The organism is Treponema bryantii, assembly GCF_036492245.1.
Classification (GTDB): Bacteria; Spirochaetota; Spirochaetia; order Treponematales; family Treponemataceae; genus Treponema_D; species Treponema_D bryantii_C.
This window is the reverse complement of record NZ_AP025286.1, coordinates 2451542-2476897: the sequence shown is the minus strand read 5'-3', so window position 1 is coordinate 2476897 and position 25356 is coordinate 2451542. Positions and strand designations below refer to the sequence as shown.

General features: G+C 37.6%; 11 protein-coding genes. 7 read left to right on the top strand and 4 right to left on the bottom strand.

The window, feature by feature from the left end:
• The first annotated feature begins 3 nt into the window (after positions 1-3).
• Together AABJ44_RS10945 and AABJ44_RS10940 are read left to right on the top strand one after the other, a co-directional pair.
• Positions 4-5856, top strand: coding sequence for an RHS repeat-associated core domain-containing protein (locus AABJ44_RS10945; RefSeq protein WP_338369106.1), 5853 nt, complete (start codon positions 4-6; stop codon positions 5854-5856).
• Positions 5857-5921: 65 nt separating this feature from the next.
• Complete coding sequence (locus AABJ44_RS10940; RefSeq protein WP_338369104.1) at positions 5922-6737, top strand: NADase-type glycan-binding domain-containing protein; 816 nt, start codon at positions 5922-5924, stop codon at positions 6735-6737.
• A gap of 58 nt (positions 6738-6795) precedes the next feature.
• Here the strand turns inward: AABJ44_RS10940 and AABJ44_RS10935 are convergent, their stop codons facing one another.
• Positions 6796-8040: a CobW family GTP-binding protein gene (locus AABJ44_RS10935; protein WP_338369103.1), complete on the bottom strand. Its 1245-nt coding sequence runs from the start codon at positions 8038-8040 to the stop codon at positions 6796-6798.
• A gap of 175 nt (positions 8041-8215) precedes the next feature.
• On the opposite strand from AABJ44_RS10935, the gene AABJ44_RS10930 reads away from it, so the two are divergent.
• A complete protein-coding gene (locus tag AABJ44_RS10930; RefSeq protein ID WP_338369101.1) occupies positions 8216-10180 on the top strand; it encodes a diguanylate cyclase domain-containing protein in 1965 nt (654 codons plus the stop codon).
• Complete coding sequence (locus AABJ44_RS10925; protein ID WP_338369099.1) at positions 10177-11019, top strand: pyridoxamine kinase; 843 nt, start codon at positions 10177-10179, stop codon at positions 11017-11019. The genes AABJ44_RS10930 and AABJ44_RS10925 overlap by 4 nt, the downstream gene beginning before the upstream one ends.
• Before the next feature lie 120 nt (positions 11020-11139).
• On the opposite strand, the gene AABJ44_RS10920 is transcribed toward AABJ44_RS10925, so the two are convergent.
• Together AABJ44_RS10920 and AABJ44_RS10915 are read right to left on the bottom strand one after the other, a co-directional pair.
• Positions 11140-13101, bottom strand: coding sequence for a hypothetical protein (locus AABJ44_RS10920; RefSeq protein ID WP_338369096.1), 1962 nt, complete (start codon positions 13099-13101; stop codon positions 11140-11142).
• A gap of 23 nt (positions 13102-13124) precedes the next feature.
• The gene (locus AABJ44_RS10915) at positions 13125-14177 is read right to left on the bottom strand and encodes a DUF2804 family protein (protein ID WP_338369095.1); all 1053 of its coding nucleotides are present in this window, start codon (positions 14175-14177) and stop codon (positions 13125-13127) included.
• Between the two features lie 290 nt (positions 14178-14467).
• Here AABJ44_RS10915 and AABJ44_RS10910 point away from each other — a divergent pair, with 290 nt between their 5' ends.
• Positions 14468-15595, top strand: a complete 1128-nt coding sequence (locus tag AABJ44_RS10910) for a hypothetical protein (RefSeq protein WP_338369093.1) — start codon at positions 14468-14470, stop codon at positions 15593-15595.
• A gap of 174 nt (positions 15596-15769) precedes the next feature.
• Here the strand turns inward: AABJ44_RS10910 and AABJ44_RS10905 are convergent, their stop codons facing one another.
• Positions 15770-18607, bottom strand: coding sequence for a M16 family metallopeptidase (locus AABJ44_RS10905; RefSeq protein WP_338369091.1), 2838 nt, complete (start codon positions 18605-18607; stop codon positions 15770-15772).
• Positions 18608-18626: 19 nt separating this feature from the next.
• Here AABJ44_RS10905 and AABJ44_RS10900 point away from each other — a divergent pair, with 19 nt between their 5' ends.
• Both AABJ44_RS10900 and AABJ44_RS10895 read left to right on the top strand, forming a co-directional pair.
• A complete protein-coding gene (locus AABJ44_RS10900; RefSeq protein WP_338369089.1) occupies positions 18627-20801 on the top strand; it encodes a DUF4954 family protein in 2175 nt (724 codons plus the stop codon).
• Positions 20802-20825: 24 nt separating this feature from the next.
• Positions 20826-25346 carry an acyl-CoA dehydratase activase-related protein gene (locus tag AABJ44_RS10895; protein WP_338369087.1) on the top strand — a complete coding sequence of 1507 codons (4521 nt, stop codon included), beginning with the start codon at positions 20826-20828 and terminating at the stop codon, positions 25344-25346.
• Positions 25347-25356: the final 10 nt, after the last annotated feature.

Sequence of the window (25356 nt, the reverse complement as noted above, 5' to 3'; positions counted from 1 at the left end):
GTTATGAAAAAGAAAATATTTATATGTATTCTGATTGCAGGTTTTATTTCAAATTTTATTATTTCTTATGAAGAAAATGGAAATGGCTATCCGCATTCTTATGACACAGGAGTATATAGTAATGGAGAAAATGAAAGTGTAAATAATAATAGTAATCAAAATAATAATAACAATTCAAATCAGCCACAAGGACCAAATATTGATTCAGAAGGAATAGAGATTGAAAGTGAAGCAGAAGAATTAAATTCTCAGATAAATGAAGAACAGTCTGAAGTAGAATCAATCGAAGCTTTTAATGTTGATAATTCAAATCCAGCAGATGTAATTGCAGCAGAAGAAAGTTTGAATAATGAAGCAGGAGAAGCTATTGCTAGCACTGAAGCAGAAATAGGTGAAAATATTGAAAGCAGTACAAATGAAGAAAATGGAAGTAATTCAACAGAAACTGGTGATCCTGTAAAAATCTCAAAAGGAACTTATGAACTTTCAGAATCTGATTTTATAATTGGTAGTAATAAGCTGTTTATGATAAAGCGTAACTATGATTCTGGAAGAAAAATTACTGGTTCATTTGGATTAGGATGGAATACAAATCTTGATGAAAGAATAATTCTCGGAACAAGACCTGCTCATCATAATGATGTTAAAAGTATGAATGATTATGTTCACAACTTGCGCTTGTTAATCTCTTTGAGAAAAGTTCAGCTTTCAAATATGTATCATGTTTCTGATATATATAATGCTCCGGAAGAAATTAATAATAAAATTCAAAATTGCGAATTATATTGCTCAAAGATGGATACGATTATTTCTAAATTAAATAAATTAAAGGATCGTGCAGGTTCTCGCGAAGGACTTAGAAATAAAATAAGTGAATATATAGAAAAGGCCTCAGATGTTAAACGGGAAGCAGAAAATAAAAAAGAATTACTAAATTTACTTTATGAAAAATCTAAAATAGAGATTTCTGTTTTAATGGAGCTGGAACATAAATTTCAGCAGGCTCATATGAAACTTGAAGAAATGAAAGTGCTTATGCAGGAGTCTAAAGAACGGAATGAACATAACAAAAAAGTAATGTTCAATGGTATGGCAAAGTTCTATGAAGAAACTGGATTAGATACAATAACGGTAATTGATGCAGAAGGTTTTCCTCATATACTTAAAGAAGAAAATAAAATCTGGAAAAACCAGACTGATAAACTGTATAAATATTGTGAGAAATCAGATAATCAGTTCTTGCTTTATGAAAAGAATGGAACTGTAAAATGTTTTAATGAAAATGGTTTTCTGATTAGTGTAACCGATAGAAATGGGAATGTTGTTGAGATTATTCGAAATCCTTCAGAAGAAATTGTATGTATAAAAACATCAGATAACGAATGTTTTGACTTTAAATATGAAAACGGATTTATAAAAGAAATTAAAAACAGCCGTTCAGAAGAGGAAAAGTTTGTATACGATTATCTTAATAACAAACTTATAAGTGTAAAAGATTCGGATGGTGATCAGGTAGAAATGAATTATGATTCAAATAATCATTTAATATCCTTGTCTAAATGCGATGGAAGTAAGGTTCAATTTAAATACGATGTACAGACTTTTGATGGTAAAACTCTCATTACAGAAACAACAAATGAAGAAGGTGATTCAGAGTATTTTGAATATAGCCTTTCAGAAAAAAGAACAGACTATATAGATCATGATGGAAATAAGTTTACATATTTTTATGATGATAAACACAGAACTGTTCAGGAATATCATCCAGATGGAACAATAATAAAATATGAGTACGATGATTCTGATAATCCTGTGCTTGTAAATATAAATGGAAATCTTATCAGGAATGAGTATGACGGGCGTGGAAATAAAATAAAAACACTTTTTGAAGATAGTTCCACTGAGCACTGGGAATATGATAATTTTAATTTGATTACCGTATATGTTAATAGAGATGGAGTAAAAGAAGAGTTTATTCGTGATGATACGGGTAATGTTGTTGAATATCGGAAAGGTGGAAAAACTGTTTATACACAGTCCTTTAATTCAAAAGGGCAGGTAATTAAAAAATGTATTTATAGTGAACAAACTGAAATTACGGAGTTTTATTATGATTCATTTGGAAATTTGAAAAAAGAAATTTCTGATACTACCAATAAAGAATATGAATATGATAACAGAAATCGATTGATAAAATATACATTTAATGGGTTGGTTGTTTCAGAATATGTTTATAGTAAGCATGAAGTAACAAGAAAAGACTATAACGGACTTATCACAACTTGTAAGACTAACGGTCGTAAGGATATTGACAGCGTTATTCAAAAAGATAATCAAACAGGAAAGATACATCAGCTTTGCATTGAATATGATAAACGACATCTTCCTGTACGTGTCTTTATTGGCGATGAAAAAAATGAAACTCAACTAATAGAATGCTCTTATACGCCAGAAGGTAAACTAAGTTCGGAAATTATATATGGAACAGAAAACATTATAAAAGATTTTATTTATAAAAATGGTTTGCTAAGTGAAGTAAGACAATATAAAGAAAAAGATAAAATCGAAAATGCCTTTGTTGTAAAATATAATTCTAAGATTTATGGTAAGAATCAAAAAACTCTTACAGTATCAAAATTATCTGGTGTTGAGGAAATTTTTGAATATGATAGTTACGGTAATATTGTAAGGTCAATTGATGGCAATGGAAATGAAATATTATACAAGTTTACAAAAAGCGGATTGCTTTCTTCAAAACAATCTGATTTTGGAGGCTGGTATGATTATTTTTATGCTTCTGATGGAATGCTTAGCTGCGCTGGTGAACGTGGAAAAAAACAGATTAATCTCAGCTATTACACTGATGGGAAAATTCGAGAAGTAAAAGACCGTTATGGAAAAGTAACTGAATATCATTATGATAAACTGGGACGAATAAGAAGTGTTCAAAGTGAACGACAGAAAATCTGGTACGAATATGATTTATGGGGACGAATTGTTAAAAAAATTACTGGTCCATCTGCCTATGAATCAGATGCTGTTTACTTTGTAAGTTTTGATTATAGTCGGGATGGACATGCTGTAAGTGTTTGTGAAGGTGGGAAGTATAAAACAACCAGAATTCTTGATTCGTTTGGAAATGTTATAAAAGTTATAGATGGCAACAATAACGAACGTTCGTTTGTTTATAACGAGCGTAATCAGATAATAGAAAGTGTCGATGGTTATGGTAATCAAACCTTTTATGAATATGATGTACTTGGGAATATTTGCCATATCTGTAATCCTGATAAAACAGAAATAAATTATCGATATAATTGTTTAGGTCTTCTTGAAGAAATACGTGATGATTGCGGTTGTGTTTATAAGGCTGAATACGATAAAGCTGGACGACTTATAAAAGAAAAGAAACGTGCAGAGGGTGAAAAACAATATGAATATGATAATTCAAACAGATTATTAAAAATCATATGTAATGGTGATGTTCTCCAAAGTTATAGTTATAGGGATAATGGACGAATATTGTCTGCTAACGATGGCAATAATAATTCATTTTTGTATTATTATGATTCTTATGGAAGGCTTACCAGTGAACAGAATAGAAATGGTAATTATCAAACATTTTCTTATGATGAAGAAGGCTCTCTTATAGCTAAAAGAGATTTTGAAAATAAGAATATAAAAATACTTTATTCGTCAGATAGAAGTATAAAGACTTTTGTTTTCTCAGATGGTTCTGAAAATCGTTTTATATATGATTCTAAGGGAAATGTCCTGGAAGCAAGAAATGAAAATGGAAAAAATATCTATTCTTATGATCAGGGTGGAAAACTTATATATCAGAAAGATTTAGAAACTGGTGAAGAAATCTGTTATGAATACGATGCGGCTGGAAACAAAACAAGTCTCAGAAGTTCAAATTGTAATACTAAATATTTATATGGTAAGAATAATGAAATTAAAGAAATTTTTGACAATAAACAAAACCTGAGTGTAAAATTACAATATGATAAAAACGGTAGGGAAGTATTGAGAAAGTATGGGAATGGAACAAAAGAAGAAACTCTTTATGATAGGGCTGGACGCGTAATTGTAAAAATGCTTAAGTCCGAGAGAAATGAATTAGTCTGGGGCGAAGGTTATGTTTATAATGATGATGGAAAACGTATTGCTTCTGTTGATAATAATGCCCGAATTACTTTATACGAATATAATTCTAAAGGTCAACTTTCTACAGTTTATTATCCCTGTTCAGAAGAAATTATAAACATTCAGAAAAATGAAGCACAGATAAATGGACTTCAGAAAATTACTTCTGCTGGTGAAAATAAATTCCTGACTTCATCAGAGAAAAACGCAATTATTCCACTTCTTAATTCCATGCAATATGGTTTAGCATATAAAATAACTGATCTACAGGTTCTGGTAAAAGAAAGTTATAGTTACGATTTAAATGGAAATCGTATTTCAAAAGTTACTTCGTATGGAACTATTGAATATAAATACGATAAAGAAAACTGTCTTATATCCAGCGGTTCAAGAGGTCAGCCTTTTGTAAATTATACAAATGATAAAATGGGTAATCTTTTGTCCGAAGAAAGTTCTGAGAAAAAAGTACGATATACCTATAATGCTCAAAATCGTCTGGTAGCCTGTGAATCAAGATCATTTTCTGAAAAGGAATATGCACAGACAACCTATGCATACGATGCCTTTGGTCGCAGAGTTCTGACCCAAGATAAGGGGCAAACGGCACTTCGTTCCATCTATGATGGTTTGACATTTGATGTTATAAAACAGGGACCTGTTTATGCTACAACTGTAACTTCCAGTCAACCAACAGGAGACCGATATCGCTATCTTGATGAAAATGAAACATACAAAAATAATAACAGCCGTTATTATGGAGAACGGACTCATTTTTACGTAAACGGTTCATTGGCTGCACAAGCTTGTTCTGATTACGGAATGGAATACTTTACAACAGATCAGCAGGGTAGTATTCGTGTTTCAACTGATGGTTACGGTATGGAAAAATCAGCTTTTTCATACGATGCCTTTGGTTCTCTGATTACCGGAAATCTTTCTGGAACTAATGACAATGGTTATCTTGCTAAATCACTCGAGCCAACCTCAAAGTTTTACAACTATGGTTACCGGGACTATAACCCTAAAACCTCACGATTTACAACTTCTGATCCTATCCGCGACGGCTCAAACTGGTTTGCATATTGCAATGGCGATCCTGTGAACTTTGTGGATTTGTATGGGTTGTTTTTCTATAAAGGTAATACACAAGAATCCTATAAGCAAACTACGGTTTATGTAATTAGGAATCATGATGGAACTGGAAATGAATTTAATTCTTCTATGTATATTAGAAAAGAAGATGTTTATGGAAATGTTACATATTCAGATCCATATACAGTGGGTGCAAACTGTAAGCAAGAATATAATGGCACAATAGGCTCTACAACACCTGATGGAAACTATTATCTTTCTGGAAAAGGAACTTATGATACGCCTTTGTATGCTCAAGATGACGGAAGTACTAATTCTACTTCATATAAAAATGTTTTATCATTGAGAACTAATGATCCCAATCTTACTCAAAATCAACGTGATATGATTAATACGGGTGATAGATTATTACATGCAGATGAAAAATATAATAGCGAAACAGGAACGACAACGCCTTATAATAGTGATGGAACTCCTGGTGGAGCTGGCTGTATCATATCACATACTCAGACGGAACAAGATAAAATGATGGCTGAACTAATGGATGGAGTAACAAATCCAGAATCAGTATTAGTAACTATTTATTCATTAAATAATGAAGGATGTGGAAATTGAAACGAATATTGTTGTGTATAAGTCTTTTATTGTTGGTATATTCCTTACCATGTCAGAATTTTTCTTTGAATGGAAATTATCCCCTTCAAGAAGAACCTTTGTTGTCATTGATGACTATAAGAGATAATGAAATATTATTTAAATACGATGAGTCCTTAGTGAATCAATCTGAATTAGTTATGAACTATAATATTAAACATATTCATGGACTGACATTTTTAGAACTTTCGGAAAAAATGCCAATAGAAGTTGCAGAATGGTACATTGTTGAAAAAACAAATGATATTCAAACAAGTAATTTAATTCTTTTTATTGCGTTTAAGAAAAAAATAAATGTTGGTATGTTCGCCTTTACAGAAGGTTATTCATTTAAGTATACGCCTTTAACTCGTACTCGTTACGACGAATGGGGAAGTCAATACAAAGATTGTTCATCCTTTTTGATTGAGAAGACAAAATCATATCCTGTTGAAAATTTACGGAAATTAGTTGTTGATACTCCATGGGTGGAAGGTATACCAGGAGATGGAATTGGTGAAGGATTTACTATCGAATGTACAGGTAAGAAGAAACCTTTGGGACCTTATTTATTCATTATAAATGGATACATCTCATACGATAAACCATATTTATACAAACAAAATAATAGAATTAAAAAAATTAAAGTAATAGGTCTCAAATCGGGTAGAGAAAAAATACTTGATGTTCTGGATACTCCCCATCCTCAGACTGTGGATATTTCATTTATTACAGAACCTGAGGATATCCGTGTGGAAATTGCTGAAGTATATAAAGGTTCAAAGTATGATGATACCTGTCTTCATTATTGTATAAACTTTAATGAGGAAGTCATCCCCTACGAAAACTCCATCGGAGACTAAAAAAACGGCCGTCTCACAAAATATGAGCCGGCCATTTTCACAAAACTCTGCTAAGCGCTTAGTCCAGACAAGCATCGAGATTCTTAGAAATCTCTTCCTTGTCCAGGTGGCGTCCGATGATTACCATCTTGATCATGCGGTCGCCGACTTTTTCGTCCCAGTCTTTTTTCATTTCTGGTTCTTCGGCGAGAACTTTCTGCTGTTCTGCAGGAGGGCATGAAGCAAGCCAGTTTCCTGAGTAGCCGGCCTGAATCTGGCGGCCTGAAGTTTCAAGAACGTATGCCATGTCATCTTCATCGCTGAACCAGATAACACCCTTTGAACGGATAATGTTGCGTGGCCACTTAGAAGCAAACTCGTCAAGCTTTACGCGGTTGAACGGTCGGCGGCGGTAGTAAACAAATGAGCCGATTCCGTATTCGTCTTCGCTTTCACCTTCGTGCTTGTGTTCGTGGTGATGATGGTGTCCATGGTGGTCATGTCCTTCGTGGTCGTGATCATCATCGTCGTCATGGTGATGATGCTCGCCCTCTTCGTGATGCTCATGGTGTTCATGTTCGTGCTCGTCATGATCATCATCGTCATCATCTTCTTCGTGTGCATCGTGCTCTTCGAGAGCCTTAACCCATCCGGCACTTGCATAAACTGTTTCAAAATCAAAGCGGTCTGTTCCAATAATTTCTTCTACAGGAACATCACAGCGTGTAGTTTCAATAACCTTTACAGTTGGCTGAATCTTGTTGATTACAGCACGAACCATCTTCATCTGCTCGTCTGTAACAAGGTCACGTTTGTTTACGATGAGGGTAGAGCAGAATTCAATCTGCTGAATCAAAAGTGATTCGATATCTTCTTCATCAATACCTTCTTTCAGAAGAGCCTTTCCTTCATCAAACTCTTCAACAAGACGGCTTGCATCAACAACGCCAACAACGTTATCAAGTTTACCGATTTCAATAGTTTCAATTGCCTGTGCAATTGGCATTGGTTCGCAAACACCACTTGCTTCAATCATAATGTAGTCGAATTTTCCGGTTTTCATCAGGTTTTCAATCTGATTTACCATGTCACTCTTAAGAGTACAGCAGATACAACCGTTAGTAAGTGGAACAAGGCTGCTTGAATCTTCGATTTTTGCTTCTTTTGAAATAAGGCGTTCATCAACATTTACTTCGCCAATATCATTTACAATTACTGCTACTTTGTAACCCTTCTGATTAGTAAGAACACGGTTAAGCAGGGTAGTTTTTCCCGCTCCAAGATAACCGCACAAAAGTGTAATAGGAATCTTTTTATTAGACATAGTGGTTTTATACTCCTTAATAAAACCGATAAACGGACATTTCAAGGCTTTAAGCGAAGAGTGCCTTGTCGTGGACGTATTACACGGCTTTATATATAAAATATAATAAAAAAAAGACAGAAAGTACATAAAATTTCCTATATTCCAAAAAAGAATCTGTGTTATAATTTTAGTAATGAAGAGAAAGCGAATAGGTCTAATTACAATCTCACCAGAAACAGAATATCCGAGTCGTGTTATGAGTGGTGTTTTTTCACAGTGTAAGAAATACGGCTACGATGTTATTGTTATTTCTGCGCTTGTTTCTGTTTGTAATTATTATAAAAACTACCTTCATGGCGAATTAAATATATATAATCTTATAAATTTTGATTTATTTGACGGGTTTATCATTACACCTGTTCCAATGACAGAAGATCATAATACCTTTCTATATAATACACTTCTTGAACAGTTTAAAAATTGCCCTAAACCTGTAGTTTCTCTTGATAAAGAATTTGGCGAATTTCCTGTTATTTATACAGATGATAAAACTCCATTCAAGAGGATAACTGAGCATCTTATCAAAAAACACAACTGCCGTCGTTTTGATATTCTGAGTGGTCCAGATGATTCTCAGCTTACAAGTATGCGCCTGGATGGAATTTTAGAAGTGCTTTCTGAGAATAATATTACTGTAGACAGGAACCGGATTTTCCGTGGAGATTACTGGTACCTTGGTGGTGAGCGTCTTGCTAACCGTTATATTTCCGGAGAACTGGATCTTCCAGATGCAGTAATTTGTCTTTCTGATCATATGGCGCTTGGACTTATAAATCGTCTTCAAAAGAATAATATAAAAGTTCCAGAAGATGTTATAATTACCGGCTTTGGCGCTGTACGCGAAGCTGCTGTTAATACACCGCCGCTTACTTCCTTTGTTCCAAGCCATGCAAAGGCAGGTGCAGAAGCTGTTGATTATCTGCGTTCAATAATAGATCCTGCTGCTTCCATTGACGAAAGAATTGATACTTCTGATATAGAACTTAAGCTTGGTGCTTCCTGTGGATGTGAAGAAGATTTTTCTTATACACGGGCTTATTTCAAAAATGAATACTCCGGCACCAAATATAATTACGATGATAATTCCATTTGGGATAACATCAATTTGACCATGCTTCAGGAAAGCTACATGGCAGAAAATCTTACAGGTGCTGAAACTCCGCAAATCTGTCTTGGAAAAATATATGAAACAAAATATCTGCTTAAGCCGTATAAGCGTTTTTATCTTTGTCTGAATGAAAACTGGCTTAATACCGATGATGATATTTTTGATGGTTATAGTGACAGAATGCTTCTTGCTATTTCAGCGCATTATAATTCAAAGCATCATGGCTGGGAACATCATGTATTTTTTGGAGATGGCCGGGAACGTTATTTTTCAAAGAAAGAAATGCTGCCAGCTCTTACAGAAAATAGAAATGATATTTTTAAGGAACCGCAGGTTTATTATTTTGCTCCGATTCATTTTGGAAAACTTTGCCTTGGTTATGCAGTACTTCAAAATGATTTAAGTAATCCTGGACATATCGGAGAAGTATTCAGAAATTATCTTCGTAACATAAATAATGCACTGGAAATGAGTCGCACAAAATACCGTTCAACCTATCTTGCAGAACATGATGCAATGACAGGCCTTAAAAATCGCCGCGGTATGGAATTTGCACTCCTACCAAAAATCAAAAATGCAGATGAAAATGCAAGTATTTTTGCAATTATGATTGATATGGATGGCCTGAAAAAACGTAATGATAAATACGGACATTCAGAAGGCGATAACGGAATTATGACTGTTGCTAAAGCTGTTCGCAGTATTACAGATGAAAATGAAATCTGTGTGCGTGGCGGTGGTGACGAGTTTATGATTCTTGGAGTAGGTGATTATACAGACCATCAGTTGAGGGAAAAACTTTCGCGTTTCAGAGGTTATCTTGAATCAGCAAATGAAACAATGTCTATTCCTGTTGAAGCAAGTATAGGATATAGTCTTCAAAAGCTTGATAAAAATGAAGGTTATCAGGTGGTACTTGATAAAGCTGACGAAAAGATGTATGAAGACAAGCGGACAAAAAAATCTGATTCTAAAAAGGCCAAACAATGAAACGTATAATCACCGTTCAGGATATTTCCTGCGTAGGAAAGTGTTCGCTTACAGTTGTACTTCCAGTAATTTCTGCTATGGGCGTAGAAGCGTGCGTGCTTCCTACGGCTGTTCTTTCAACTCATACTGCCTTTAAAGGCTTTACCTTCCGTGACCTTACCAGTGATATCAGTGCAATTACTTCTCACTGGAAGCAGGAAAAAATAAGTTTTGATGCAATTTACACCGGTTATCTGGGCTCCTTTGAACAGATTGATCTGATGTATGATCTCATAAAAGATTTCGGTGGCGGCAGCACTCACGTAATTGTAGATCCATGTATGGGAGATAACGGTTCTCTTTATTCTGGTTTTACTCAGGATTTCGCTGCGGCTATGGCAAAACTTTGTTCTAAAGCAGAAGTAATAGTTCCGAATTTAACAGAAGCAAGTTATATGCTTGGTATTCCGTATGTTGAAAACGGATATACTAAAGAATATATAGAAGATTTAGTAAAAAAACTGGCAGAACTTGGAACCCGCAAAGTGGTTTTAAAAGGTGTTTCTTTTGATGATAAAAAACTCGGTATTGTAAGCTATGATTCCGAGACTGAAAAAATAAACTGGTATTTCCACGAAAAAATGCCGCAGAGCTTTCATGGAACAGGAGATATTTTTGCAAGCGTTCTGACAGGAGCAGTTGTCCGCGGACTGTCTTTGGACAAAGCCTGCCGCCTTGCAGCAGACTTTGTCGTTGAAGCAATCAAAGCCACCCTCAGCCATAAAGATTATAATTGGTATGGAGTGGATTTTGAGACTGCGATTCCAAAACTCTTAGTTCGATTAGGCGTTCTCGAGTAACGTTCTATATGCGCCTTTATATCGATGATGCTAAAATGGCCCGCTGTCGCAGCCCATTTTTTAACGCATCTTCGATTTTAGGCGGGTATGGAGTGGATTTTGAATCTGCTATTCCGTACCTTATTTCGCAGCTTTCTGATAGCTGGCTCTGATTCCGTCGGCAAACAGTTTGTTCTGATCTTTGCGTTCTGGAACTGAGAACTGTGGTTTTCCATCTGCATCTGAGACACGCCAGATGTGCATAGGTTCTGTTGCATAAGCAGGGCTTCCAGGGTTATTAATCCACCAGTCAAGAACAGCTACAAAACACAGAGTATACTTCAAAAGGTTTGCATTGTTTGCTGTAGTATTTGAAGTTTTATTCTGTGCACCAAGCAGAACATCAAGACGTTTAGAAACTTCATTTGGAATATCAAATTTGTAGTGTTCCCAAGGATTTTCAATGAGGGAACAGGTTGCTTTTGTAGCAGCTTTCTGATCACATTCATTGATTACAAGAGTAAGGAACTTACGCGCATAATCTGTTCTGTGGAAAAGCGGACGATATTTGCTTTCATCTGTTGGATGCTCAAGCAGAAGCTGTTCAAACTTAAAGTTCGGCATATAGTGATAAGTAGTCTGCCAGAGAAGAGAAGTAATCATCTTCTTACCGATATGAGATTTATCAAAATCCGGCTGAGAGTAAACTGAATTTACAAGGTCACAGAGTGGTTCACAGTAAAGCTGTTCAAATGTGTCTTCACGGTAAGCAGACCAGTCATCCATAATTGCCGTAATAGTGTCGGCGCCTTTTTTCTGTTCGCCAGGTTCTGTAAAAGTAATGTTACGGCAGCCCTGGAAACAGTCTTCAATAATATGTTGAAGTACACAGATTACCTGAATAGGGTTTTCCGGTGACAGAATATTAAAGCCATCCTTAAAATGGAAGAGAGGCTGGAAGTATGGATACATATCAGGATGTTCATCAAGTCTGTCAAAACCTGCATCCGGGAACATCTGATTCAAAAGCTTAAGACCTGTGATTACGGTTGAATCTTTAATTCCCTTTTCCGGAGGTGCAACCTTAGGTCTCTTTTCTTCTGGTGCAGGCTCCTTTGGTTTTTCCGGGAGCAGGAGATCAAACTTATGAAGTCCAACGAATTTTAAAATTTCTCCAACCTTTGCATTAAAGAAGGTCGGGTATGATTCATAAGTATCTGAACACATGCGCATCAAAAGAGGGTAGAGTTTTTTGATTACTTCAGTTTCAATATAAAGCCATTCTGTAATAGCCTGCTTTGCATATTGAGAAAGCTTGTCCTTTGGAGAATCTGGATAAGCTGCTTCATCAGAATAAATCTCTTTAATCAGTTTTGGAATTTTTGTATTTCCATAATAGTAAACAGTGATGAGTGGTTTATAAATTGCACGGATAAGAGGAATTAAATCTGCAACCAGAAGTGGTTCATTTATTCCCTGAAGATTTATGTATTCAACCTTAATTGGCTGCATAGCCCAGCCGGCAACATTTCTCAGAAACTTAAATTTAGATTCTGTTCCGCTGGCAATTTTTCCTTTATAAGTAGAAGGTGCAATCTGAATCAGAGTTTTGATTACAGTGATAAAGCCTTCCATATGTTCTGTTGCCTGTTTTATGGTATAGGTATAAAAATCAGGAACAATTTTTTCCATTCCGTTTTTCTGGAATGAACGGATGAAATTAAACATTCCATAGTTAGGCTTGATTTTATATTCAGCAGACATCATCAGTTTGTCCATGATGGTTGCTGCCTTTTTTGAAATTACAGGAAGATCTTCTTTTCTTCGTCTGCCTGTAGGCATTCCTGACATTCCGCCGGATCCACTGCCTGCAGAAGATCCTGAACTTCCGGAACCGCCTCCAGTAGTCTGACGCATAATTCTTCCGGCTTTATTTCCTGAGCTGCTGCTGCCTGAACTTGATGAGCGTTCATAAAGCACCTGACCGCCCAGTTTCTTTGCCATAGCAGCTGCATCTTTATCGCTGATTTCGCCAATGTTCTTTCTAGTTTTGTCCAGAGTACCCGGAGCCCAGTCCGCAGTTCCGTTGATTTTCTCAGCCATATATATCCTCCAGAAGAATCCGTCTAAAGCCTGAGCATTCCTTTATGAAGCAGGCCTGGAAAGTTTTTAAGAGTTATTTTTTCGCCATCAGAAGTTAATAATACACCTTCAAAGGTTCCGTACATGGTGTAATAATTTGTTCTTAAAGCAATAAGATTCAAAGTTCTTGAATTTACAGAAAGTGGAGTAAAAGTTAAATCTATCATGCTTTCTGTATCCTGAATAATCCAGCTTTTATCAATCCCAAAAGGATGAGTCATATAAACTGGTGGCAGTGCAGTCTGTTTCCCATCAACAACAAGCACATTACTGTTATAAGAATCTGAAGCAGCTGCATCCATATTTGAAGTATTTAGATAAAAAACAATGTTTTTACCCTTTAAATTACCAATTCCATACGCTGTGGAATTTTTTGAATGAAATTTGAAATAGGTACGATTCAGAATCATCATACCAAGTCCCTGTGAATCCTGTGAAGCTTCTCCGTTGATTGCAATATGTCCCATAGTTTTCATGGAAGAGAACCAGGTTGCACTGCAGCGTGATGAAGCCGGAGAAGGGCAGACAAAAAGTGCATCTGTATGCATATCATCCTGAATAGGAGAATAAACATAGCCTTCTGCATCTGGGCGTGCATTGTCTCCTTTTACCTTAAAGGTGAGTGCGTGATGCTTGTGCTGGCGTCCCCAGGAAATCTTAATAAACCTTGCTTTTCTGTAGCAGGCGCAGATTCCTCTGGTGGTAAGCACCGGTACAAAACGACGGCGCGGAGACATGATTGTATGATATACATATTTTTTGCCGGTTTCTTTATTCCAGAAGATTATTTCGCCAAGACCGAGCATTTTAAAATCATAAAACTGACAAAGCCCGATAAAATCCTTAAGCGAAAAAATATATTCCAGCCGGCTTTTTATTCTGAGGTTAGATATTATAGAGGGAACTGGAACTCCAGCATAAGGTGCCCGCATCCCCCGTATATCAATTGCAGGAGAGACTCCATCAAAAGAGCCAAAATGCGCCTTTCCGTTTTGCACCAGTTGTTCTGGAGGTTCACAAAATTGCCGCGAATACATTCTTCTATTATAAACTAACTTCATGGAAAATACAAATTCTGTATTTATTTCAGTTAAACAATAGTGTGAAAGTTTATAAAAGGGTGAATTATGTTAAAAAATTCAAAAATAAATAAAATATAAGAAATCCCTAAGGTTTTTCTCTTATATGCTAAAATAATTATTAATAAAAAAAATAATTTTTCTTGACTTCACTATTAGAGCGTGTTAGAATTATAAAAAAAAAGAGGATTTCACCTAAAAAACCGTTGGTTTGTGAAATCCACAAATAAAAAGGAGGATTTTTTCAAATGAAAAAAATCGTTGGAATTTTGACAGCAGCAGCAGTAGCTACTTCTGTATTTGCAGCAGATGTTTCTGCTTCAACAAAAATTGGTGGAAAGTTGTTTGAGTATAACGCTAAAAAAACACTTAGCTTGTTAACAGAAAACAACGACAGCCATGATTATGCAAACCCAAATATCACATTCAGTGTATCTGATGACAAAGCTGGTGCTACAGTTAAGCTTACTACAGACGGTAAAGGAAAATCTGAAGTAAAAATGACAACACAGACTATCTGGTTCAAGCCAGTTGATGCTTTGAAGATCACTGCTGGTACTTTTGATATTGCATTGAACAAGGAACAGATTGACTGGACAGAATCAGTTACTGGTCTTGGTGGAAATGGTTTCTTGGCAACAGTAGATGTTAACGGATTCACATTGGACATTGGTTTCGAAGCAAACGAAAAATTCTGGTTGACAAAGGCTGACGATGCTGATGATCCTACTATCGAAAAGTTCTTCATCAAGGGTGCTTACTCTGCTGACTTTGGTAACATTGGTGCTTACGTAAAGTTCAACGGATCATCATTTGATAAGGATCTCAATTCTACAAATCCAGATACATTCGGAAAAGCATTGGAAAAACTTCTTGCAGCTCCATACAAAGCAATTTGTAAGCCAAAAGATGGTGCAATTTCTTGTGTTGAATTCGGTGCTGGTTACAAGAACACATTCGATCCAATCACAATGTTCGTAAACGTTGTAGGATTCATGGATGACAGCTTCGAATGGATTCGCCCAGAAGTATATGCTTCAGGAAATATGGATGCATTTGGTTTCCAGGTATTTGCTGCACCAGCTATCGTAGTTGACAGCGATATAAAAGATTTCTTGGAACTTGCAGACATCTCTCCTATCTTCTTCGAAGTACTTGCTAAAGTTACATACAAGATTGAAGATGTTACAGTATATGCATACTTCAAGGATGCTAACCTCCTCGCTAAAGACTTCGCTTCAACAATCAAACTTGGAGCTCAGGGTAACGTAGGAGCAATGGGATGGAACATTTGGGCACAGATCGACACTGCAAAGGGCGATGATGCTGACAAGGTTGAATTCTCAGTTCCATTTGAGTTGACAATGAACTTCTAATTCTAACCCAATAAGTTAGAAAAACAAAAAAAGACGTTCTCGTAAGAGAACGTCTTTTTTTTATTCTATTAAACAAAAAAAATTGTATAATATATTCCATATTAAGATTTTTTCATATAGATAAGAAAAAAAGCTTTAAAATAAATTAGTATATGAATTGTATGTTAGTGAAGTTTATTTATTTGAATCTTTTGAATAAACTCTTGCAGCTGGAATAACAGGGAAATAATCCATTATATCAAGAAAATCCTGAGCTGAGGCGGATTGAATGTAGTTATATTCTTCCAGATACCAGATAGGATTTTGATTTTCCTCTTGTGCAAAGAGTTCAAGACCTTTTTGTAGTAGGAGAGCGGTTCCTGTGTCTGAGCCTGTCTGGTTCATTTGTTTTGTTATCCAGCTGTTTTTGATTTCCTGTACGATTGTCTGGTTTGCCTGAAGGCGCTGCAACTTGTCGTTTATTGTCTGTATGATGTTTTTGTACTGTGCATCCAGTTCTTTTGTATGTGCTACATTTTGAATTGTAAGTGAACCGATATTAAGATTGCTTCGCGGAAGTTGTGTTATAACACTGTATGATGGATTAGCTTTTTCGAGTTTTATTCCAATATAGTTTAAGAGTGCATTATAAAGTGCTGCCTGTTTTGTTCCTGGTTCCGGGGCTTTGTTTGCGTAGATTACCGGGTCTAAAAATTCTGTTGTAGGAATAAGGACTGCTGGCTGAGGGCCTGCCTTTTCTGCAGGGATGTCTGTAAGGAAGGTGTGGCGAACCTGAATTGTTAGATTTTTTGCTGCTGAAAGATCTGGATTTTGTATGTTTATATTTTCTTCTGAATCTTCCTTATTTTTCTGTGGGGCGAGCTGTCCGAGTGTTTCTTCCATAAGTGGCTGGAGTTTTTCGTGAATGGCTCCGCAGATAATTACGCTGTATCTGGATGCATCTAGCATTGCAGGGTAGGCTGAAAGGATTTTTGTGTAATCTGTATCTAAAAGAATTTCTTTTTCTGCTTCAAAAACAGAGGTTTGTCGGCTTTTTTTGTAAATGCGGTTTATGAGTGCACTGTATAACTGGTTTGATGCTGTTCCATTTTCCAGGCGTTTTCTGTATTTGCGTGCAGAAACTGCGCGGTCTGCATCTGCAGGGGCAATTTCTCCATATACAATTGCATCGCTGAGTGTTTTTAAGACAGCTGCTGTATCTTCTGTGTCAAATTCTACTATTATCTTACCGGTGGAAAGTTCTGTTTCTGAACTTACATAAAAGGCGCCTGTCAGTAAGCCTTCTGATTGTGCAGCTCTGAGTTTTTTTTGAATCAAACCTGCTGTCAGGTTAATCATAACTTCTTCAAAGCCGTTGTCATCAAAAGAATTATATTTTCCGCCATTTATCGAAAGGATGAGTGAGGTTTGTGCAGAAAGGGGATTCTGTTTTGTGTAGACTTTTATTCCATTTGACAGTGTGAAATTTGAAATTGTGTCACGGTTTTTCTGATAATAACTGTTGTCGTCGGCAATGGACTGTGTGCTATATAATTTTGCAGAATCCTGAGTATCAGCTTCCTTCAGAACTTCCTTAAAAATCTGCTGTACATACCAGGATGCATTTTTTTCGTTGATTTCTTCAAAGCCTGCAGAAGTGTAAGCCTTTTTGTTTAACTTATAATCTTTACTGTTTATGATAACAAAAATGAAAGGAGCTTCACTCTGAAGTTTTGTAAGAGCTTCTGTAAGAGTGTTTGCATGGAGTTTTTGTGGTCGTTCCATGAGACGGCGGGCAGTTTGAGAAGAATAATCTTCTGTATCAGTTTCGTCTCCCTGATAATATGGTTCTAATGCCCAGAATTCAGAAAGAGTTTGCATCAGCTCGGTCGGAACGGATGCGGTTCTATTCAAACTGTATTCAAGCTGATTTTTGGCGTATTCGAATTCTTCTGGACGAACTATATGAGGAATAAGATCGAGCTGTTTGAGGAATAGTTCTGTCTGTTTGAAGGAATTTGTTGCAGCTGCAGCTTTCTTATCCTCTGGTGGCTGTAATAGTGTTTGAATAATCAGACGTGAGCTGTCTTTTTTATGTGCTGCAGAAACATTTATATATTCATCGCCAGGAATGTTGAGTTCATTAAAACTTAGAATCTGCTGCTTAAATAGTGAGCCTTCGTATCCCATTGCAAGAGCAAGTAAATCACTTTGTTCCATATCAAAAAGGGTATATTGAATGACTAACTGTGTAAGGTCTGGAGAGATTTCGTTTGAATGCAGTACATATTTTCTCTGCTTATTTACGGGTCTTGAAGGTTTTTCTGATGGAGTCCTGAAACTTGAATAAAAACGGCCAAAACTGTTTCTAAGCATCAGCATTGTATGTTCGGTGTTCAGGTTTCCGCTGATAAATACGGCACTGTTTTTTGGAGTGTACCACTGTTCTGAAATCTGTTTAATTACTGTGCGTGCTGTTTTTTCTGTGGTCTTCTTAAATAGCGGAGGATAAATTCCCGAATCATGTTTCCATGGTGCTTCAGAAAATACCCGTGAATCAATAGCAGCATTTATATAGAAGGACATTGTATCTTTATTATCATTGACTTCTTTTTTAAGGGCCGTTAACTGTGCTTTCAGCAGTTCATCAGAAAAATCAGGTGAAAAAACTGCATCTGAAAGGGAAAAAAGTGTGTCTTCCAACTGGGATGGGCTGACATCAATAATATAGCGTGATGAATCTGCATTGCATTGAACATCTGTAAATGTCAGATTTGCATTAGCCGCCTGTACAAGTTTTGTGTAAAGCTTAAAAAAGCCGCAGGTGCTCTGTGTTTGTGATGAAAATCCTGCGCGGCAGGTATATTCAATGTGAACCTGTGCATCTGATGAATCTTCCAGAATAAAAACCTGCATTCCGTTTTCAAGAGTGTATTCCTGAACTGATTTTACCGGTGTTGCAAACATTTTTGCAGTAAAAAGGCAGGTTGCGAGGGAAATAATTGTAAGAATCTTGTTGCTTTTAAAAATCATCTTATATATGATAACATATATGGTTAAAATTGAAAATGCTGCAGACTACGCATCACTTGTTGTGCCTGCAGAACTGCTGAAAGGAAAACGTCATCTCACAGCTTCTGAAATTGAAGTGCTTGAGAAAAATCTGAATCATAATGAAGATCCTTCCTGGAATAATGTTTATGTTGATGATTCTGATGATGGTTTTGATCCTTCTCTTATTCATCTTTCCTTTTTTGCAGGTTTTATTGTACTTGGAAAAATTAAAAGAATCGTTCTTAAATATAATGACCTTCGTCTTGAATGTGGTATTCAGCGTTCAAAGCTCAGTAATGTTGTAACTGGGGAACTTTGTGTTATCCGCAATGTCTTTTATCTGGATAACTACCGCCTTGGCGACAGAGTAATTCTCTTCAATATAAATGAGATGAGCTGTACCAATCATGCAAAATTCGGTAATGGTATTTTGAAAGAAGGGGAGCCGGAAGAACACAGAATCTGGATTGGAGTCGCTAACGAAAATGAAGGCCGTAAGGTTCTTCCTTTTGAAGATATGATTCCTGGTGATGCTTATCTCTGGTCTCACTACCGTGATGATGAAGAACTTCTCAAGCGTTTTGTTGAACTTACAGAGTATGGCGTTTCTCATGAACTGAATACTTTTGGAACTGTTGGAAACGATGCTGTTATTAAAAATGTAAGTATCATTAAGGATTCAAAAATCGGACCTGCTGCATACATAAAAGGTGCCTTTAAGCTTAAAAATATAACTGTTCTTTCTTCCGAAGAAGAGCATTCGCAGATTGGTGAAGGCGTTGAAATGGTAAACGGTATTATGGGCTATGGCTGTAAAGTGTTCTACCAGGCTATTGCCGTTCGCTTTGTATTGGGCCGTAACTGTCAGGTAAAGTATGGAGCTCGTGTTTTGAACTCTGTTCTTGGTGACAATTCAACCGTTTCCTGCTGTGAAATTTTGAATAACCTGATTTATCCGTTCCACGAACAGCATCATAACTCTTCATTCCTGATTGCAACTACAGTTATGGGACAGAGTAATATTGCTGCTGGCGCAACAATTGGAAGTAATCATAACAGCCGTTCTCCTGATGGAGAAATTTTTGCAAAACGAGGTTTCTGGCCGGGACTTTGCAGTGACTTTAAACATAATTCCCGCTTTGCATCATTTGTACTTGTTTCAAAAGGAAGTTATCAGTATGAACTTGATATTCCGTATCCTTTTGCACTTGTAGCTCCGGGAAGTAATGGTTCGTCAAAAATTACAATTATTCCTGCCTGGTGGTTTATGTATGATATGTTTGCCATCACCAGAAATAAAGATAAATTTACTAAGCGCGATAAACGTGTAAAAAGAATTCAGTTTATCGAAACAGATCCGCTTGCTCCTGATACAATGCAGGAAGTAATGAATGCGCTTGAACGTATAATCGGGCTGACTATCGGTTATTTGAAGTCGACAAATAATGAGTATATAGAAGGGAAATTAACACCAGAAGAGCAGTATCAGGCTGCAAAAGATTTCCTTCATCAGAATCCGGATGCAGAGTTTATTGTTGAAGATTCAATCTGCCAGAAAAAATATGGTGCTGAAATTGTAAAACCGGCACAGGCATATAAAACTTACCGTAAGGTTGTAAAATATTTTGCAACCCGTACACTTATGAGTTTCTGTCAGGATTTGAATCAGGAAAAACTTACCTTCGAACTTGTTGAAGGAATTCGAAGGCTTCCTCTTTTTACTGAATGGGAAAATGTTGGCGGCCAGATTATTCCGTCTGATAAGATTCAGGAACTTTTTGCGTCTATTAAGAATGGCACTGTAAAGAACTGGGCTGATGTACATGAGTTCTATAAGCTATGTGAATGTTCTTATGAACAGTGGAAGGTTCGTTATGCACTTTATCTTCTTGAAAAGCTTTATTCACGGCCGATAGAAGAGTTCTCTGTAGATTTGTATAGAAATATTACAGATGATGTTTCGATTGTGGCTTATGATATTTACAATGCATCTCTGCGTTCACGCGAAAAAGATTATACAGATTATTACCGCAACATGGTTTACCGCAGCGAAAAAGAAATGGACGAGGTTATAGGACCTCTGGAAGATAACTCGTTCCTGCTTAAGCTTCGTAATGACACTGCTGAGTTCACCTCGAAAATCAAAGAAATATTTGTTGGTTTGACTAAGTAGGGGATTACCGTTAAAATCAATACTATGTACGAAAATACTTTGCTTCCGATAAGACTCGGTATTGATGTTGGTTCTACAACTGTTAAGGTTGCAGTTCTTGATGATGATGACAAATTGATTTACGGTGACTATCAGCGTCACCGTGCAGATATAAGAAGCACAATTATTGCCGTTGTAAATAAGGCACTTGATTTTCTTGTTGCAAATGTTGAAGGTGGTGAGAGCCGGACCATTACTGCTAAGGTAACTGGTTCTGGCGGTCTTTCTGTTTCTCAGTGGCTGAACATTCCTTTCATTCAGGAAGTAATTGCCGCTACTACTTCTGTAAAGAAACTTATTCCACAAACTGATGTTGTAATTGAACTTGGTGGTGAAGATGCTAAGATTACATATTTCCGTGGCGGTGTTGAGCAGCGTATGAACGGTACTTGTGCCGGTGGTACTGGTGCCTTTATTGATCAGATGGCTGCTTTGCTTGAAACTGATGCTTCTGGCTTGAACGAACTTGCTAAGGGTATGCAGCAGATTTATCCTATTGCTGCCCGCTGTGGTGTATTTGCTAAAACTGATATTCAGCCTTTGATTAACGAAGGTGCACGCCGCGAGGATATTGCGGCTTCTATTTTCCAGGCTGTAGTTTCACAGACTATTTCCGGTCTTGCCTGCGGTAAGCCTATTCGTGGTCACGTTGCATTCCTTGGTGGACCGCTTCACTTCCTTGATCAGCTTCGTTTACGCTTTGTTGAGACTTTGAAGCTTAAGGATGATGAGATTATTGTTCCTGAAGATTCTCAGCTCTTTGTTGCCAGCGGTTGTGCTTTTGGTGCAGAGAGAAAATTTGGCGGAGAAGGTCAGGAATCTGCTCAGGGCTTTAAGTTCCCTACAATTTCTGAGTTCCGCGAAAATCTTAAAAATCTTGTTGGTGCTGAGCTTAGCGAAGTTCAGCGTCTTGAACCGCTTTTCAAAAATCAGGCAGAACTTGATGAGTTTGAAGTTCGTCATTCAGAGCAGAAGGCTAAACGCGGTGAGTTGACAAAAACTCACGGCCCTGTATTCCTTGGACTGGACTCTGGTTCTACAACTACTAAGGCTTGTCTTATCGATAAAGACGGTCGCATTATCTGGGATTTCTATGCACACAATCAGGGAAATCCTGTTGAGCTTGCCGTTCAGGTTTTGAAAGACCTTTATGCTAAGCTTCCTGAAGATGTATATATTGCCCGTGCTGTTTCTACAGGTTACGGTGAAGCTCTTTTTCAGGCTGCCCTTGGTGTAGACTCTGGTGAAGTTGAAACAATCACTCACTTCCGCGCTGCAAACTTCTTTGTTCCAGGTGTTGAGTTCCTTCTCGACATTGGTGGACAGGATATGAAGTGTCTTCGCATGAAGGACGGTGCTATCGTAAGCATTCAGCTTAACGAAGCCTGCTCTTCTGGTTGTGGTTCCTTCTTGGATAACTTTGCCAACACAATGGGCATGGACGTAAAAGAGTTCGGAAAGATTGCCCTTATGGCGCAGAAACCTGTTGACCTTGGTTCACGCTGTACTGTATTTATGAACAGCCGCGTAAAGCAGGCTCAGAAGGAAGGTGCTTCTGTTGCTGATATCGCTGCAGGTCTTTCTTATTCTGTAATCAAAAATGCTTTGTTCAAAGTTATCAAACTTCGCAAGGCTTCTGATATTGGTGAAAAGGTAGTTGTACAGGGTGGTACCTTCTTTAATGATGCTATCCTGCGTGCCTTTGAAAAAATTGCAGGTGTTCATGTTTACCGTCCTGATGTTGCAGGTCTCATGGGTGCTTATGGTTCTGCTCTTATTGCTTATGACCAGTGGCAGGATCTTATGGCTCCAAAACCAGGCGAGCCTGAAGGAACTGTACATGATGTACGTTCTCACATTGCAACTCTCAAGCAGCTTGAAAACTTCCATGTTGAACTTGATCTTCGCCGCTGCGGAAAGTGTCAGAACAATTGTCTTCTTACTATAAATACATTCTCTACTGGAGATGAAAAGCGTACCTTTATTACCGGTAACCGTTGTGAAAAGGGTGCCGAAATTGAAGGCGAAGTAATCGACGCAAGTAACAAGAAAAATACAGATCTTGATGGTGATGATGCTGGTCCACTTCCAAATCTTTTTGAATGGAAGTATAAGAGACTTTTCAATTATGTACCTCGTAAGCCGGAAGATGCTCCTATGGGAGATGTTGGTATTCCTCGTGTTCTTAATATGTACGAGAACTATCCAATGTGGTTTACCTTCTTCAATGAACTTGGCTTCCGTGTAATTTTGAGTCAGCGTTCAAGCCGTACAGTTTATGAAAAAGGTCTTGAGACAATTCCTTCTGAGTCTGTATGTTATCCTGGAAAAATCAGCCATGGTCATGTGGTTTCTCTTTTGCAGCGTGGTATTAAGTTTATTTTCTATCCATGTGCACCTTATGAATATCAGGAAGACCCTGGAGCTGGAAACCATTATAACTGTCCTATTGTAACAAGTTATCCTGAAGTTCTCCGCAATAACGTTGATGAACTTCGTCAGGATCCTACTGTTACTTATATGGATCCATTCCTTCCTATTTATGATAAGGCTGCTCTTGCTGAGCGTCTTTGCGAGGAAATGCTTCCAAAATTCCCTAAGCTTACACGCGACGCAATTCTTGATGCTGTAGATAAAGCTTGGAAAGAACAGGAAAAATTCCGAGAGGAAGTTCGCCAGAAGGGTGAAGAAGCTCTCGAAGAAATCATTACAAAGGGCGGTAGCGGTATTGTACTTGCCGGTCGTCCTTATCACCTTGATCCGGAAATCAACCATGGTATTCCGGAAATGATTAACGGACTTGGTCTTGCTGTTCTTACAGAAGACTCTGTTGCTCATCTTGGAAATATTGAACGCCCTCTGCGCATTATTGACCAGTGGGTATATCATAACAGACTTTATCGTGCCGCTCAGTTCGTAAGTGAAATGCCTAGCCTTGAGCTTGTTCAGCTTACAAGCTTTGGTTGTGGTCTCGACGCCGTAACTGCTGATCAGGTAGATGAAATCCTTCGTGCTAAGAGCCGCATGTATACTCTTATCAAGATTGATGAAGGAAGTAACCTCGGCGCGGTTCGTATTCGAATCCGTTCTCTTATTGCAGCTGTTAAAGAGCGTCGCCGCAATAAGGCTAAGCCTGTTATTAAGTCATCAGCTTATAACCGTGTTATCTTCACAGAAGAAATGCGTAAGAACTATACAATCATTGGACCTCAGATGTCTCCAATTCACTTTAAGATTCTGGAGAAGGCTTTTTCTGCCTGCGGTTATAACTTTGTAGTTCTTGATGCTGTAGATCCTAAAGCTGTAGAAGCTGGTCTTAAGTATGTAAATAATGATGCATGTTATCCGTCTCTGCTTGTTGCCGGTCAGATGATTGCTGCTCTTGAAAGTGGAAAATATGATCTTGATAGAACTGCATTGATTATCACTCAGACTGGTGGTGGATGTCGTGCTACAAACTATATTGGATTTATCCGCCGTGCATTGAATGACGCGGGCTGGGGACAAATTCCAGTTCTTTCTCTTTCTGCTCTTGGGCTTGAAAAGAATCCTGGCTTTAAGATTGATTTCCCTCTGATTGATAATCTTGTAAAATCAATTATGGTGGGCGATGTATTTATGCGTGTGCTTTACCGTACACGTCCTTACGAGGCAGTTCCGGGAAGTGCTAATCAGCTTTACGAAAAATGGAATGCGCGTGCAGAAGCTCTTTTCAGTAAGAGAGTTTCTAACCGTGCTTACAATAAACTGATGAAGGATATTATCCGCGACTTTGACAATCTGCCGCTCAAGCCTATTAAAAAGCCGCGCGTTGGTGTAGTAGGTGAGATTCTTGTAAAATTCCACCCGACTGCAAATAATCAGATTGTTGAAACTATTGAACGTGAAGGCGCAGAGTGTGTAATGCCAGACCTTGCAGACTTCTTCTTCTATACTTTCTCTGATGATATTATCCGCCGCAGAGATTTGAAGTTCTCTCTCAAATCTGAAATTATTTCGAGACTGCTTGTCTGGGCACTTGATCTTTACAGAAAGAAGATGATTAAGTACCTCAAGAGAAGCCGCCGTTTCGAAGCTCCATCTTCAATTTACGAATTGATGAAGGGTGTTGATGATATCGTTCAGCTTGGAAACATGACAGGTGAGGGCTGGTTCCTTACTGCAGAAATGGTTGAGTTGATTCACGAGGGCGCACCAAGTATTGCCTGTGTTCAGCCGTTTGCATGTCTTCCTAACCATGTTACCGGAAAGGGTATGATTAAGGAATTGCGTCGCCGCTTCCCTGAAGCAAACATTTCTGCAATCGATTATGACCCGGGCAGCTCTGAGGTTAACCAGTTGAACAGACTTAAACTTCTGCTTTCTAATGCACCGGTTGGAAATCATCCGGATGAAGTTGATAATAATATGATTCGTATGCCGGACGGTTCTCTCGTTAAAGCTGAGATTCGTCTTGCAGCGGGGGCAACCGATACTGATCCTGCCGGTGAAGCAATGAAGGCTTAACCGGCCTGGT